Below are 14,680 nucleotides of genomic sequence, written 5' to 3' on the forward strand. Positions count from 1 at the left end.
GCGGACCTGGGCCGGTTCTTCTTCAGAACGGGGGAAATAATTATGATCGATCTGATCTCGGATCAGACGGGGATTCAACAATTTCCCCTGATTTGCCAGAGCAACATGTCCGGTAATCAGTTGCACGGGTGTGACGGCGATCTCCTGCCCCATTGGGATCGAACCGGTGGAATAGATATTCCAGTCTTTTAATGGCCTGACTATCCCTGACAGTTCACCAGGCAGCTGAATGCCTGTTTTCTGCCCAAACCCGAATGCGGTGACTGCTTCGTACAGCCCCGGATTGGTCAGTTTCTCTCCGATTTTTGCCATACCGATGTTGCTCGACTTCACAAGTACATCGGTTACATTCAAGATCCCGTAACTGTGGTGATCGTGTAACAGCCGCTTGCCCATGCGGTACTCGCCCTGTTCACAATCAAATTCTTCTTCAGTATGAATCAAGCCTTTTTCGAGCGCCGCTGCGACAATAAACGGCTTCAGTGTGGAGCCAGGTTCATAAATCGAAGCGATCGCTGTATTTTTCCAGGCGGACTCATTAATTCCTGCGGGATGATTCAAATCGAACGTCGGAACTGATGCCATCGCCAGGACCTCACACGTTTTGACATCCATCACAATCGCACAGGCGCTTTTGGGCTTCCACTCTTCCACAATCGACTGCAGCTGGCGTTCGGTATAGAGCTGAATGATGGAATCCAGAGTCACAACCAGCGTTTCGCCGTTTCTGGCTGCCACGCGTGAATCATTGCGGACCTCAATCACCCGTCCATGGGCATCTCGAATCAGAAAGCGATATCCATCCTCGCCACAGATCAGATGGTCGAAAGCCTCTTCCAGCCCTCCCTGACCTTTCCCGTCAATATCCCGCAATCCCAGAGCGTGGGCGGCCAAAGCGCCCTGGGGATACTGCCTGCGATATTCCTGACGAAATCCCCAGACATCATCCGAGAGATCCAAAACCCTGATCGCTGCCAGCTCCTGATCAGAAAGGCGGCGTTTCACCCACAGGAACAGTTTGTCCCGGTTTGCTGCTAATCCTTTGAGAAAGTCAGTCTGATCGAGTTGCAGTATGTCACAGATCCGAGCGACATTCTGCTCATTTTTCAGCCGCTGGGGCACCACATACAGACTGTTACTGACAATCGTGGTTGCCAGGAGTCGACCGTTCCGGTCAAGAATATCCCCCGGTCGCGCGGGAATTTTTTCTTTATACACCTGTTGTCGAGCCACAACCCGGGCAAACTGACGATGTCCAATATATTGCAGATAGACCAGACGACAGGAGATGACAAGCCAGGCCAGCACGACTATCAGAACCAGGCACCAGGTGCGCCCGCTGTTTCGCAGATTCGATGGTACGAAATTCAAGAAGTGCTTCTCCTGCAGCTCTGGTCACCGCTGATCTCTGCCTGTCAGACCACAGCATTCCGCAGCCGGACCTATTTTTCCGCCTGCTTCTTCTGTGGAGTTAAATGCCATTGCAGTAAAGGCATTTCACGTCGATTGCTTAAAGCAGGCTGCTGATTCGATTCGACATCCAGTTCCCCGCGTTCGATCGAATTTAATACCTGACGTGGAGAACCCGCGCGTTGTGTTGCCAGCTTCATCTTGGCATGCGTATTCACCAGAACATCCAGCTGATAATGCTGCCGACTGACCAGTCGTTTCAGCTTCAGGCTCTCTTTTTCCAGTGCAATTCCAATCAGAGAGACAGCAACCGCCAGTAAGATTGCACTACTGAAACGGAATAACATCCCAGGCACCTTCCCCTACCAGCGAGAACGCTATCGGAAAGTTCGCCGCCAGTTATATAAATAATGAAACATGACGTACCATTGCGCCTGTATTCACTATCGGCTGGATGAGTTTCCAGGAACGAGACTGACTCGGCTGGCATCATAAGGCAGCTGCAATTCTGTTCCAATTTGAAGCTTGTTCGGGTTTTGCAGTCTCTGTCGGTTAATCTGATAAATCTGATACCAGCGGGAAGATCGTCCCAGGTGCTTCTGAGAGATATCAGTCAACGTATCACTGCTTCCCACACGGTACATGGGTCGACCGTCAGAACTGATAAAAAACCCGGCTGGTTTACCCGTCTTGCGGACTTCGGTACTCCCGGCAAACTCACTGACGGTGGTCTGAGTGATTTTATGGCTGGCCTGGTACCGTGCTTCAATCGCCGCCTGATCGGGGGCAATCAATTTCAAACCGGGTTTCATTTTACGGGGATCACTCACGCGGCTTTTATTGATCTGTGCCAGCAGCTGAAAATAGCGACCGGTCCCATACAGCTTTTTGGAAATCGTCCAGAAATTCTCACCATTCTGAACCACATATTCTCCACCAAGCGCTTTTGCAGGCTGCTGACTGAATGATTCTTCCTGAAGCGATCCAAACTCCTGGGTGGAAACCTCGCTGACAGGAGCCGGGCCATCAAACAGCCCCCGCGCCTCTGTCTGATTTTCCGCGGTCATTTCAGACTCACGGAAAGTACTTGAATCTATGGCTGCGGCAGGACGTTTCACCGTGGTCACGCTTTCTGCCTGCTGTGCTGAAAACTCTTCCGCCCGGAAATCACCAAATCGCTCTTCAGTCTGAGCAACCTCTGTTTCGCTGAATTCTGAAGCGGAGGGCTGTTCAAACTCCTGGTTCGACATGGCTGAACCGCCTGAATCAAAGGAATTCTCGATATCTGCAGCGGGAGCCGGAGGCTGCTCCTGAGCGAAACCGGAATCACTAAATTCGTCGAGACCTTTCGAACTTGAGATTTCCGTAATATTTACTTTGGCTTTCTTCTCAGCCACGGGAGCGCTATTTTTCTCTTCCGCCAGGCCGAAATCATCAAACCCGCTGGCAGCAGGCTGCTGAGGCTGCATCGACTGTCCCTGCTGTGGCGCGGCACCAAATGGATCTTCCTCAACCTGTACTGTTTCCGTTGCCGCTTCTGCTGCAGGTGCAAATTCATTTGCTGCAGGCTGTTCCATCAGTCCGGACTCACCACTGGCAGCCGGTTGCGAAAACCCGGACGCTGCTTCATTACCAAACTGGCTGTTTTGAGATGCTGTCGCTGGTTGCTGGGCAAACTGGTCACTCCCGCCGAAGGGGTCCGGTTGTGCCTTATCAAATGCGGCTGGTTCTGGCTGATTCTGCATGCCGCCCTGAAATTCGTTCGAGGAGGGATTAGAAAACTCGTTCGCAGGCTGTGGTGGTGGATCGAACTGTTGAAACCCGGAATCTGTCTGTTTCGCTGCGATTTCAACCGGCTGGGCTGGCTCACTCTGTGAACCGAAGGCATTCTGATCAAACTGATTTGTGCCCGCTGAAGCAGACTGTTCTGAAGCGAATGGATTATCCTGAGCCGACTGCTCAGCCGGCGTCGAAAAGCCGGTATTCTCAGCCGGCGGATTAAAATCATGGGACTGATCGGCTAACTGATCTGATGTCTCTGATTCTTTGTTACCCGCTGCAAAAGGATCGACTTTATCAGAAGGCTCCTGTTCCTGCGCGCCCTCTTCGGGGCCGTTAATGGCAACAGCCTCCTGCGGATGATTAATTTTCTGATAGACAACCAGACCAAAGGCGCTGAGCAGGATACAGATCAGACAGAGTCCTACTTTGGTTTCAATGGCGATTCCGGACTTGGGCTTTTCAATTCCCCAGTCTTCTTCAGTGGTCTGTTCTGCTTTTTTTTCTTCAGTCATGGCTCTAAACCATTTCCCGTTTAAACGAAATAAGTCGAATTCAGACAAACAGAAAACTGTCTGTCTCCCTGTTATTTCCAATATTCAATTTTATGTTTTCACAGCCACGCGCAGCTTGGCAGTGCGACAGCGTGGATTGACTCTTTGTTCCGCCTGAGTTGCCACAATGGGTTTGGCAGTCAGGTTCTTCCAGATCTTCTGGTTTTTAAATGCCTGTTTGACCATGCGGTCTTCCAGAGAATGAAAGCTGATAATCGCAGCTCTCCCCCCGGGCCTGAGTACCTGTGGCAAGACAGATTCCAGCATTGTTTCCAGTTGCTCCAGTTCCTGATTTGCCGCGATCCGTAATGCCTGAAATACGCGTGTTGCCGGATTTTTTCTCGCCGCCGCCAGTGCTTTGCCGGGAATCGCCTGCTGCACTGCCTGGATCAGCCCGGCAGCAGTTCGGACAGGATTCGATTTCCGCTGTTTCACAATCTGACTGGCAATTCTCTGGCTGAAACGTTCTTCACCATAAACTTCCAGAATCTCACACAGCTCCGATTCCGACAGGTTTTCCAGTAACTGCCAGGCAGGAACACCGCTCCCTGTATCAAAACGCAGGTCCAGTTCTCCCGCTGATTCAAAACCGAATCCCCGTTCCTCGTCTCCCAGCTGATCGGAAGACAATCCCAGGTCCAGCAGTACGCGATCGACGGCTGAAATCTCTAACTCTTCCAGCACGGCCGGCAACTCTGCGTAACTGCTCTGTCGCAGGTAACATCGACCTGCGGACAGAGACTCTGGTTTTAATTTTTGCGTGGCAAAACCCAGCATCATGGCATCGCGATCCAGACCAATTAAGGTCCCCTCAGTATTAATTTTTTGCAGTATAAGCTCACTATGACCACCTGCCCCGACTGTGCCATCAACGACAATCAGTCCTGGAGACAGATCCAGTTGTGTTATCACTTCACGCAACAGGACCGGTAAATGGACAGGCCTTTTCTGATCACCGGGCTTACCTGACATTCAACTGAAAACGATTCTAAATAAATGAATTGAACAATAGACTGGTTGACTGACTTCGACAGAATGATTCCATCACAAATCAGCAGAAATACGAATTGATTTTTTCGGGAGGGGTAGCAACATGAGAAGTGAAACTCAGAGAGATTATGGACCTGAGTTGCGGAATTTAGAACAAGTCCGATCCTCAAGCGCAGGAAGTTTAGAAAAATCCTGTTTTTTTGGCAAGATCAGTTAAAGATTTTTGAGATACGATTTCCAATCACCCTAAGTAACTGATTTGAAACCGATTGAAAGCACAAGCCGATCAGGAGCCGGGCAACAGAGGATGCATCTCGACTCTGTTTCAGCACTGATTTCTGCGGTTCAAGGAGGGAACCCTGAAGCCATCCGTCTCAAGCAGCATCCATTCTACCTGTCCTCGGAGACGAACGACCGGTGGCCCAACCCAATGTCATGAGCACACACAGGTGACATCCATTTCACCTTCAATCCGCAAAGCCCGGTAGCCAGCGGAAGAGTCCCGATTTGTCCTCCTTGAACAATACTGCGTTTCGATTTGTGTAAACCACCTGCTCATGTTTGCTGAAATGTTCCACATTCCCTCAAAGACTACCAGGGCATTTGACCAAAGGCCTGAGTGGCCATTTCATCAAAATTTGGTCCATGATCATTAAGATAGGTATTCCATCGTTCTGCACTCCAGATTTCCGCATGGTTCTGAACGCCAATCAAAACCACTTCCTGCTTTGGCTCCAGACTGGCCAGTTCTGCCAGACGCTCAGGAATACAGACTCGTCCCTGAGAGTCAACTTCCACTTTCTCTGCTCTGGCATAATACAGACGCAGATACTGGGCAGCTTCTGGACCATTTCTGGAAAAGTCCGCTAATCGTTGTGCCTGCTGTTCAAATCCCTTTTCTGAGTAAACCAACAATACGGACGCGGTGCCTGGAGCGATGTAAATCTGGGAATTCTCTTCCTCCACGAGCTCTTCCTTGAGACGTTTTGGAATCGCCAATCGACGTTTACCATCCAGAATCTTATTGAATGTTCCCGTTAACGCCATTGATCCCCACTTATCACCACCATTCACCACAGAGTGATGAATTTACCACCCAAATCGGAATCGTCAAGCATGATTGAAAGCCGGGTTAGAATTCGGCCAACTTGAATCGACCTAGATACTTATCAGATCAGGAATTGTGACTTTGCTGATTTTTAAATTTTGTTGCGGGAAGGGGAAACCGCGAGCAGAATCGGGCCCCGATTCAGTCTTCCCGTGTCAGCAGATTCGCATACATCCGGTCATATCTGTCAGCGATGGATGCCCATGTAAACTCATTCTTTACAAGAGCTTGCGCAGATTCAGCCATTTCGATAAACCTGGCAGTCTGGGTATCCAGATTATTCAGTGCCTGCTGAATTTCGGCAGGCTGTCCTGTCGCCACCAGAGTCCCCTGCTCCGCATCTCGAATCAACTCGCAAACACCATCGACCCGGGTTGAAATGACCGGTAAACCGGACGCCATCGCTTCCAGGACCACATTCGGCATGCCTTCCCATAAAGAAGGCAGGACAAGACAGGTCGCAGCCTTCATCAATTGAGGTATCTGGGCGTGCCAGCCTGAAAAGTGAATTCGCTCCACACAGGAGAGAGCAGCTGCTCTCTGCAGTAGCTCCGCTTTCAAGGGGCCCTCTCCGACAAACAGCAGATGGAAATCAGTCGCCTGCCGCGCGAAGTGTTCAAACGCAGTGAGCAGATCGTGAGGTGCCTTCTGGGGATCCAGCCGTCCCACAAACAGCACTACTTTCGCATCTGTGGGGATTCCCCAGGGACTTAAATCCAGAGGTTCAGCAGAATCAAACAGTTCAAAATCAACGCCATTGGGAATGACGACGACTTTAGAGGCGGGCAACTTTCCCTGTTGGATCGAGAAATCAGCGACCGACTGGCTGACACAGACATTCAGCTCTACCAGTCGACTGGTAAGCCGATCCAGCAGCAGGTGCCCATTTTTTCGTTTTTCCGAAACGCGAATTCCGGAGACAATGTGGGGAATCCCCGCCAGCTTCCCGGCCAGTCGGCCAGCCAGATTCGCATGAAATAGAAACGTCTGCAGCAACAACGGCTTTTGCATTTTCAGCTTGTGCGCCAGTTTCCAGATAATGCGCACATCCCAGGTAGAGCGAACCTCCAGGATTTCTGTCGGAATCCCGGCAGCTTTCAGGCTGTCCACCAGGGGACCAGTCCCGGTCAGCGAATACACCACCGGCGCCCAGCGATCTCGATTCAGCCGTGTCACGATCTGAACCAGCGCACGTTCTGCGCCGCCGGGCTGCAGGCCGGTAATGCAAAACGCGATGGGAATGGGTCTGGTTGGTTCAGCCAAATATGATCCCTTAGAACACATAACCGATTTTAGCAGAATGCGGGAGGCATCCCGTTTCACAACCGTCTCGATATCAGTATGATATCCCCTCTTCTGAGCAGGAGAGTTGAGACGCGATGTCCTGTTTACTTAATGTCTATTGTTCTCAGACAGCAATACTCGACAAGCTTAGATTCGGAATTAGTAATCATTGAGTGCGGAGAAATTCAAAATCTCCGTTAAAACCCATCATTTTCGACAGTCAACCCGACAAAACGATCGACTGTCCCTGTTCATGCTGACAGAAGCACCCCTTCCATCAGCTTCTGGAAAAGCGCATCACAACCTGAGATCAAGCTGGAACATTGCGGAATGACCGATTTAAACGCTTTTGATTACGAACTCCCTCCCGGATTGATCGCGACTGAGCCGACACAACAGCGGGGTCAGTCGCGTCTGCTCATCCTCGACCGCAAGTCCCAGTCCATAACGCACGGCTCTATTTCGGATCTGCCTTTATATTTAAATCCAGACGACTGCCTGGTACTGAATGATACCCGTGTGCTGTCAGCCAGATTATTCGGCACGCGACAGTCAACGGGAGGGAAATGGGAAGGCCTCTACCTGGGCTCAAATGCCCTGGGAGAATGGAAACTGATGAGCAAAACCCGGGGAAAACTGAATCCGGGAGAAATCATTGTATTACGTCCCGCGCATCAAAGATCACTTGAGAAGCATGTGACTCTGAAATTAATGTCGAAAGATGCGGAAGGTTACTGGACTGCCCTGGTGCGGTCCGACGAAGATCACCACAGTCTGCTTGCCCATTTTGGCACTATGCCGCTCCCCCCCTATATGAAACGTGACCTTGCCACTGAGGAGGACTGGGAACGTTATCAGACTGTATATGCGGCTCAACCGGGAGCGGTCGCTGCCCCGACCGCGGGATTACATTTCACTCCGGAACTGCTGGAGCGCTGTACCCGAGCGGGAACCCGGATTGCCAATGTGACGCTGCATGTCGGCATTGGCACATTCAAACCCATCTCGGTCGACACGCTCGAAGCGCACCAGATGCATTCGGAATGGTGTGAACTGCCTGCCTCCTCGGCAGAACTGCTGAATCAGACAAGAGCACAAGGGGGGCGAATTGTCTGTGTCGGTACTACCAGCGTGCGCACTTTGGAATCGGTCGCACAACAGGGGCCACTTAAAGCCTGGCAGGGAGAGACGGATATTTTCATTTACCCCCCCTACCGGTTTCAGGCTGTTGATTGCCTGCTGACGAACTTTCATCTGCCCAAGTCGACATTGCTGGTGCTGGTCAGTGCCTTTGCCGGATCAGAATTCATCCGCGAAGCCTACAAAAAAGCTGTAGAAGCAGAATACCGCTTCTACAGCTACGGGGATGCCATGCTGATTTTATAACTTCAGTATTACCGGAGCCGTTTTACTGAGGTTTGGCGATTTCTTTGGGAACCTGCCCACTCAGATAACGCCAGTTTTTAATGAAGGAGATCAAATCGGCCATCTGTTGGGGATCAATTGTCTTCTCCAGACCAACGGGCATCAGTGATACGCCGTTCGATTTCATCTCTTCGATCTCATCCTTCAGAACCGTAATCGTCTTTCCTTCCGGTTGAGTCAGCGTAATCGAGGCACCGCTGTCAGAAGAAATGATCCCGGTGTGAACGACACCATCGATCGTGATGATCGTGTAGCTGAAGAAATTCGCATCGATGGCACGGTTGGGGTCCAGGATATTCGTCAGCAGATACTCCGGAGTTTTGGTGCGGGAGTCCCCGATATCAGGTGCCACGTTGATTCCCATTTCACCAATCTTGTGACAGGTGACACAGTTCTTCGCAAACACCAGTTTGCCCTGCAGAGGATCGGCTTTCAATTTCAGCGACTTCTGATAGTCGGCTAAAACTTTCTGGCGATCTGCAGGAATCGCAGCAGCAAACAGAGCGGCAGCCCGTTTTTTGATTTCGGGATTCCGATGTCGCTGCAGACTGCTGGAACGGGAGGGACCCAGTTCTGAGATTTTGATCTGGTCTTTTTCAATCGCATCCAGCAACAGGTTAGTGCGATCCTGATTCGACAGCATCGCATCCAGAATGGCGCGTCGCATGCCTGGAGTCTGTGTGGCAAAACCATCCATGAGAATTTCACCGATCCGTGGATCTGAATAAGGGCTGATCGCCGACATGGCTGCAATTTTCACAGCTTGCGAATTCCTCCCCTGGATCAGGGAGATCAGTGTTTCACCACTGGTATCAAATCCGACGAACTGCAAAATGCTGATGGCATTCAAACGCTGCTCTGTGGGAGATTTGGGATTGGCGGCGGTATCCACAATTTTCTGATAGAACGTCTTCAGCTTCTGCTGATCGGTATCAGGCAGTTTGGCCTGATATTCCGCAATCGACTTTCCCCGCCGCCTGAGACTGTTACCCAGTCCTTCAAAACCGGCAATCTGCAATGGCAGAAGTGCCTCTGAATCGAGACCGGCGATCAAAGACAGCGTTTCCTGAATTTCTTCAGGTTTCAACCGGGGACCGATCACGGCGGTCATTTCATTCACGGCATCAGTAATGCCGGACTGAGATGCCTGTTTCGTATCACGGGCCTGTAACTGCTTCAAAAAGGATTTGAATATTTCCACTGTCTGTTCGGGAGCAGAAGACAGCACAGCCGCCCGCGTAAACGAATCACTCGATCCGTCTAACATCAGGCTTGCCAGCTGGTCTACCGCGGACGGTCCGTCTTTCGCTTCCCCCAGACTGATGGCCAGTTGAAATCGCAGCGGCGCATCTGCTGACTTCACCAGTGAGAGCACTTCCGTTTTCAGTTTGTCATTCTGCGACAACCGGGGTTCGCTCAATTTGACTGCTTGTGCCACCACACGCTGAGACTGATCTTTCAATGCCTTTTCAATCAAGGCATCACTGAGTTTCCCCAGCCCTTCCAGCGCCCACAAGGCCTGGATGCGTGACTGTTCTGTTTTACCGCTGGAAACCAGTTGCTCCAGCTGTGGTTGGATCGAGGCATCCTGTCGTTCGAAAATCAAACGGGAAGCCGTCTCGCGTTGCCAGGCATTTTCAGATGACAATGCGGCAACCAGCTGCTCCGGCGTCGCATCCTTCAGAGAAGTATAGACACTTTTGTCAATCTTTGTCCCTTTAGGAACAATGCGATAGATCCGGCCACGATCAATTCCATCATTCAGATCGGAGCGTTCTTTTAATTCGGCGGGCATGAACTGCGGATGTTCGATCACGGCGCGATACATATCACACAGGTACAATGCGCCATCAGGGCCATTCGCCAGGTTCACAGGTCGGAACCATTCATCGCGGCTGGCGATGAACTCTACCTGGTCGCGCCCGTATTGGGAATCGTAGGTGGCTCCCATGGGTGTCAGCACATCCCGGTGCACCAGATTCGCTGTCGGCTCGCAGGTGAAGCTGTTGCCGTAAAATGACTGGGGGAACATTCCGCCGCGATAGATGGTCACACCACAGGCGGCGGTAAACTGACCGGCGTGCAGTGTGGAAGTCGTCCAGGTGCGGCTGATCGCATACACGCGGGAATCTTCGCCATCGGGTGAGACATCATGATAAACCGACTTCACCGCCAGGTAAGGATTCCGCTTGAGGTAACGATTTTCCAGCACGATGTGTTTATTGGGATTTCGATTGGAACAGACAAATCGGTTCCCGTAATCATCAAAGGTCAAACCAAACTGACCGATTCCGGAAATCGATTCATATTCTCCCGTGAGCGGATGAAAGCGAAAATCCAGGCCGTTAATGGGAACCTGTTCCGCCTGCTTTTTCCATTCGGGATGGGTGGCGATGACCGAACCGCCCCGCAAACCGTTCGCGATATAAATATGGTTGTCCAGGCCCAGGGTCGGATGATTGGCCCGCAGTTGAGAGTTCTCTTCTTTGAAGCCGGTGAACCAGGTCTCAACGAGATCTGCTTTGTCATCACCATCGGTGTCTTTCATGTACTGCACTTTACCGGCCAGTGTCACAATCAGCCCCCCCTTCCAGGGTTGCACGCCGGTCGCAAACAGCAGCTTGTCGGCAAAGACGGTGGCGGTTTCATAAAAGCCATCCTGGTCTTTATCCCGTAATAATTTGATCCGGCTTTTGGGATCTTCACCCGGTTTGGGGCCGTGGGGATAGTCAGTCATTTCCACTGCCCACAGCACGCCTGATTCATCAAAGGCGACAGCGACCGGGTTAATGACATTCGGTTCCGCAGCCACCACCTGCATTTCAAAATCAGGATGCACTACCGTCTGCTGCAAACTTTCTTCGGGAGATAACGGAGATTTGGGCACTTCCGTTTTTTCCGTTTCGGCAGCGAAAGAGAACTTCAGACAGACCGCGGCCACCAGCAGGAGCGAGCCCCAGCGGAAAGCGAGACGGGGTAATCGCGGAATCGACTGATTTCCATCACCGGCGGGTTGTTTAGACGCACGAAAAGTAGCTGATTTCATGTTAGATCACCGTAACAATTCAGATTGATTTCTGGTTTGATTCACACTAAAGAATGACTTTACATCGAATCTATCGTAACCGACAGCTTGACGACTCTCTATCTTACTTGAACCTGCTTTTTGAGAATTTATAAACAATATTAACGTTTAGCGAGACCTATTGCATCCCTGCAGCGAGACTCTCCCCTTTTTTCGGTATCACTGCCCGCTATTTTGGGGATTCATGCACTTCGGAACGAAACTGGCTTTTCACTCCCCTCTGAAATCGATTACCCTGAGTTGATGCTTTTGAGAAAGCAGAAAGCGATCATGACTGGAAATACTCTCCTTTGAATCAATAGTGAATTATGCAGTCTTTAAGTCTGGTTATCATCCGTTTCTGTCTGTCGGCCTGGGTCGGTGCAGCCGTGATTTTTGTAATCAATGGCGTACAGGATGTCACCTATCAGCCCTTTGATTCCTTAATCAGGGACCAGCTGATTACATTACACTTTCCCGTTTACTATACGATCGCCTGGGTACTCTTAACGGGTTCTTTTCTGAGTTCGCTGCTTCTGAGAACAAAAAACCTGTGGAGCCGAAAAAAAACAAATCTGATCACCACTCTGATCATGCTCAGCCTGGCCATCAGCCTGGTCGATTACTTCTGGATCTATCTGCCACTGGAATCCATGATTACTCCGGCTGGCAGCCCGCGGCCCGCGGAGTTCCACCATTACCATCAGGCCTCCAAGTACATTAACAGCGTTAACATTCTGCTGGCATTGATCGCGGCGATTCTCGTAAACGGCCCTCTGCCACGTCAGACTTCCGAGAACAGCAACACAGCAGAATCAGTCGCGAATGTGAAATAACTGCTTGAGCGCATCCAGCAGTCCATGGGGTGTCCCTTCCCGCGCTTCCTGCCTTAATACTTCCAAGGGTGGATGCAGCAGCTTATTGACGATCTGTTCGATCGAGCGCTTGATCAGTTCCTGGTCTTTTTCATCCAGATGCGACAGTTTGCTGAACAGCTTTTCCACTTCCTGTTCGCGCACCTCATGCCATTGCTCGCGGAGCTGCTTGATGATAGGCCCTGTCGCCCGGTGATATACGCCGTGCATGAAACGATCGGTTTCTTCGTCGATGATCGCGAGTGCTTTCTCGACTTCTTTCTGGCGTGACCGGCGATTCTTCTCACAGGTTGCTTCCAGGTCATCAATATCATACAGAAAGATATTATCGCTGATCTGGCCGACTCCCGGCTCAAAATCACGTGGTGCCCCGAGATCCAGGATGAAAAACGTTTTGTTTCCGGATTTCTCCAGGACCCGTTCAAAACAGGGAATATCGACAATCGGTCGCGAAGCCCCCGTGGTACTCACAATGACGTCGGCAGCTACCAGGCATTCTTCCAGGTCTTCAAAAGGCCGGGCTTCCCCGCCCCACCTGCCCGCCAGTTTTTGTGCATTTTCCAGACTGCGATTCACGACCACAATCTTGATCACGCCTTCATCTTTCAGATACGTCAACGTCTCTTCTGCCATTTCGCCGGCACCGATGATCAAAACCGTTTTATCATCAAACCGCTCGAAAATCCCTTTGCCAAATGTCCCGACTGCGACACTCGCAATGGAGACCCGGCCTTCTGCCAGCTGGGTTTCGGTGCGAACACGGGCAGAGACCCGGATTGCCTGTTGAAACAGTGCGTGTGTCAGGGGCCCGCAAAAGGCATTGTCTGTCGCACACTGATAGGCCTCTTTGACCTGATTGACGATCTGCGGCTCGCCGAGCACCATGCTGTCCAGACTGGAAGCCACCTGAAACAGATGGCGCACGGCATCCGGCCCTGTACGTTCCAGGAAGTCCTCAAAGAAATCGCTGACGGGCACCTGGTGAAATTCGGAAAAGAATCGGGCCAGATCCTGGTGCGTAGGCCCGATCTCTGAATCTTGTGTGGCGGTATAAAGTTCTACGCGATTGCAGGTCGAAATTACCACGATTTCAGTATCGGGATAAGATTGCTTCAGAACCGAGTACGCCTGGTCCAACTGTTCTTTGGAAGAGAACGCCAGCTTCTCTCGAATATCCAGCCCTGCTGTCTGATGGTTGCAATATACGACCTGCAGATTCACGACAGAATCCTTTCTGCAGTCGAGTCATGCAATTCAATGACGGGCGTGGTGATCTGTGAATGCCACGATTCAAAATCCAGAATGCGGACATTGGAAAGGATCTGAATCCCGATCACCGTCAGCAGTATCAGGCCTCCGGTCCAGATCGTCAGTTGCGCTATATGTTTCTGATTGGGCTGTTTCGTCCGCAGAATGAAGATGACACTCAGCATCATTCCCACCCAGACCACTTCATACACAATGATCACGGGATCAAAAAATGAAATGGCATGCGCGCCCTTGCGGACATACACTCCCAGCCCGATCCCGATTCCCATTCCGACCGTCATCAGAGGGGCAGAAATCATTAACGCCCAGCGATTGAGGCGCGAGAGCTTTGCCAGGCTGGGCAGATTGAACCCGCTCGAAAAATTCTGCTTCTGCTTCAAGCGGCGATGCTGTATCAGATACATCAGGCTCAAAACAAAGCTGAGAACAATGCCGACACCTCCCAGTACAAGCAGCGAAGCATGCAGCATGGCCCAGGAACGGATTGAGGGTTCCATCAGCGCGTTGGTTGCATCGTCTACAAAATAAGAAGAGACCACAAGCGCCAGTACCAGGGGAATCAGAAACAGTCCAATCGAAAGTTCTTCATCGATCAGATTGATAAACAGAAATATTGCCACCAGCACCCAGGAAAATACAATCAGCCAGTCGTGTGAGGAACTGAGCAGTGGTGGTAACTGGGTTGTACGGGCCCGATTCAGCAGGTAAGCGGTCTGGGCGACCAGCCCGGCGAGTGAAAACAGGAAGATCAAGGGACGCAGGAATCCGTTTTTTTTCCGCAGAAACCGGGTCACCTCTAATCCGAGGGCAACCAGATAACTGGCCATAAAACAGAATACGGTCACTTCCGACAACATGTCTGGTACTTTGTCTGGTAGAGAGGATTGAACGTGGTGGGCTGTTTACATCGCTGAAAGGGTTT

General features: G+C 51.1%; 11 protein-coding genes. 2 read left to right on the forward strand and 9 right to left on the reverse strand.

Annotated elements, in window-relative coordinates; translation table 11 throughout:
* The 6 genes from AACZ40_RS11800 to AACZ40_RS11825 form a co-directional block, all read right to left on the reverse strand.
* Nucleotides 1-1,371 (reverse strand): penicillin-binding protein 2 (locus AACZ40_RS11800; RefSeq protein ID WP_339674511.1); only part of this gene is annotated, 1,371 nt, incomplete at its 3' end.
* A 71-nt stretch (nucleotides 1,372-1,442) separates the two neighbouring features.
* The gene (locus AACZ40_RS11805; RefSeq protein ID WP_291178269.1) at nucleotides 1,443-1,757 is read right to left on the reverse strand and encodes a hypothetical protein; all 315 of its coding nucleotides are present in this window, start codon (nucleotides 1,755-1,757) and stop codon (nucleotides 1,443-1,445) included.
* A gap of 96 nt (nucleotides 1,758-1,853) precedes the next feature.
* The gene (locus tag AACZ40_RS11810) at nucleotides 1,854-3,704 is read right to left on the reverse strand and encodes a LysM peptidoglycan-binding domain-containing protein (protein WP_291178266.1); all 1,851 of its coding nucleotides are present in this window, start codon (nucleotides 3,702-3,704) and stop codon (nucleotides 1,854-1,856) included.
* A gap of 90 nt (nucleotides 3,705-3,794) precedes the next feature.
* Nucleotides 3,795-4,715, reverse strand: coding sequence for a 16S rRNA (cytosine(1402)-N(4))-methyltransferase RsmH (rsmH, locus tag AACZ40_RS11815; protein ID WP_291178263.1), 921 nt, complete (start codon nucleotides 4,713-4,715; stop codon nucleotides 3,795-3,797).
* Nucleotides 4,716-5,324: 609 nt separating this feature from the next.
* Nucleotides 5,325-5,780 carry a division/cell wall cluster transcriptional repressor MraZ gene (mraZ, locus tag AACZ40_RS11820; protein WP_291178259.1) on the reverse strand — a complete coding sequence of 152 codons (456 nt, stop codon included), beginning with the start codon at nucleotides 5,778-5,780 and terminating at the stop codon, nucleotides 5,325-5,327.
* Between the two features lie 202 nt (nucleotides 5,781-5,982).
* Nucleotides 5,983-7,104: a glycosyltransferase gene (locus AACZ40_RS11825; protein ID WP_291178256.1), complete on the reverse strand. Its 1,122-nt coding sequence runs from the start codon at nucleotides 7,102-7,104 to the stop codon at nucleotides 5,983-5,985.
* 351 nt (nucleotides 7,105-7,455) lie between these two features.
* Here AACZ40_RS11825 and queA point away from each other — a divergent pair, with 351 nt between their 5' ends.
* Nucleotides 7,456-8,511 carry a tRNA preQ1(34) S-adenosylmethionine ribosyltransferase-isomerase QueA gene (gene queA / locus AACZ40_RS11830; RefSeq protein WP_291178253.1) on the forward strand — a complete coding sequence of 352 codons (1,056 nt, stop codon included), beginning with the start codon at nucleotides 7,456-7,458 and terminating at the stop codon, nucleotides 8,509-8,511.
* Between the two features lie 22 nt (nucleotides 8,512-8,533).
* Here the strand turns inward: queA and AACZ40_RS11835 are convergent, their stop codons facing one another.
* Complete coding sequence (locus AACZ40_RS11835; protein WP_291178250.1) at nucleotides 8,534-11,596, reverse strand: PVC-type heme-binding CxxCH protein; 3,063 nt, start codon at nucleotides 11,594-11,596, stop codon at nucleotides 8,534-8,536.
* A gap of 347 nt (nucleotides 11,597-11,943) precedes the next feature.
* On the opposite strand from AACZ40_RS11835, the gene AACZ40_RS11840 reads away from it, so the two are divergent.
* Nucleotides 11,944-12,450 (forward strand): hypothetical protein, encoded by a 507-nt coding sequence (locus tag AACZ40_RS11840; protein WP_291178247.1) that lies wholly within the window; start codon nucleotides 11,944-11,946, stop codon nucleotides 12,448-12,450.
* Here the strand turns inward: AACZ40_RS11840 and hemA are convergent.
* Nucleotides 12,430-13,710 carry a glutamyl-tRNA reductase gene (gene hemA, locus AACZ40_RS11845; protein ID WP_291178243.1) on the reverse strand — a complete coding sequence of 427 codons (1,281 nt, stop codon included), beginning with the start codon at nucleotides 13,708-13,710 and terminating at the stop codon, nucleotides 12,430-12,432. The genes AACZ40_RS11840 and hemA overlap by 21 nt on opposite strands.
* The gene (locus AACZ40_RS11850) at nucleotides 13,707-14,615 is read right to left on the reverse strand and encodes a cytochrome c biogenesis protein CcsA (protein WP_291178240.1); all 909 of its coding nucleotides are present in this window, start codon (nucleotides 14,613-14,615) and stop codon (nucleotides 13,707-13,709) included. The genes hemA and AACZ40_RS11850 overlap by 4 nt, the downstream gene beginning before the upstream one ends.
* Nucleotides 14,616-14,680 lie beyond the last annotated feature (65 nt).

Source organism: uncultured Gimesia sp. (assembly GCF_963972345.1).
Classification (GTDB): Bacteria; Planctomycetota; Planctomycetia; order Planctomycetales; family Planctomycetaceae; genus Gimesia.

Coding starts and splice junctions, on each gene's coding strand:
- AACZ40_RS11805 (WP_291178269.1), bottom strand. CDS start 1,757: ATGTTATTCCGTTTCAGTAGTGCAATCTTACTGGCGGTTGCTGTCTCT.
- AACZ40_RS11810 (WP_291178266.1), bottom strand. CDS start 3,704: ATGACTGAAGAAAAAAAAGCAGAACAGACCACTGAAGAAGACTGGGGA.
- rsmH (WP_291178263.1), bottom strand. CDS start 4,715: ATGTCAGGTAAGCCCGGTGATCAGAAAAGGCCTGTCCATTTACCGGTC.
- mraZ (WP_291178259.1), bottom strand. CDS start 5,780: ATGGCGTTAACGGGAACATTCAATAAGATTCTGGATGGTAAACGTCGA.
- queA (WP_291178253.1), top strand. CDS start 7,456: ATGACCGATTTAAACGCTTTTGATTACGAACTCCCTCCCGGATTGATC.
- AACZ40_RS11835 (WP_291178250.1), bottom strand. CDS start 11,596: ATGAAATCAGCTACTTTTCGTGCGTCTAAACAACCCGCCGGTGATGGA.
- AACZ40_RS11840 (WP_291178247.1), top strand. CDS start 11,944: ATGCAGTCTTTAAGTCTGGTTATCATCCGTTTCTGTCTGTCGGCCTGG.
- AACZ40_RS11850 (WP_291178240.1), bottom strand. CDS start 14,615: ATGTTGTCGGAAGTGACCGTATTCTGTTTTATGGCCAGTTATCTGGTT.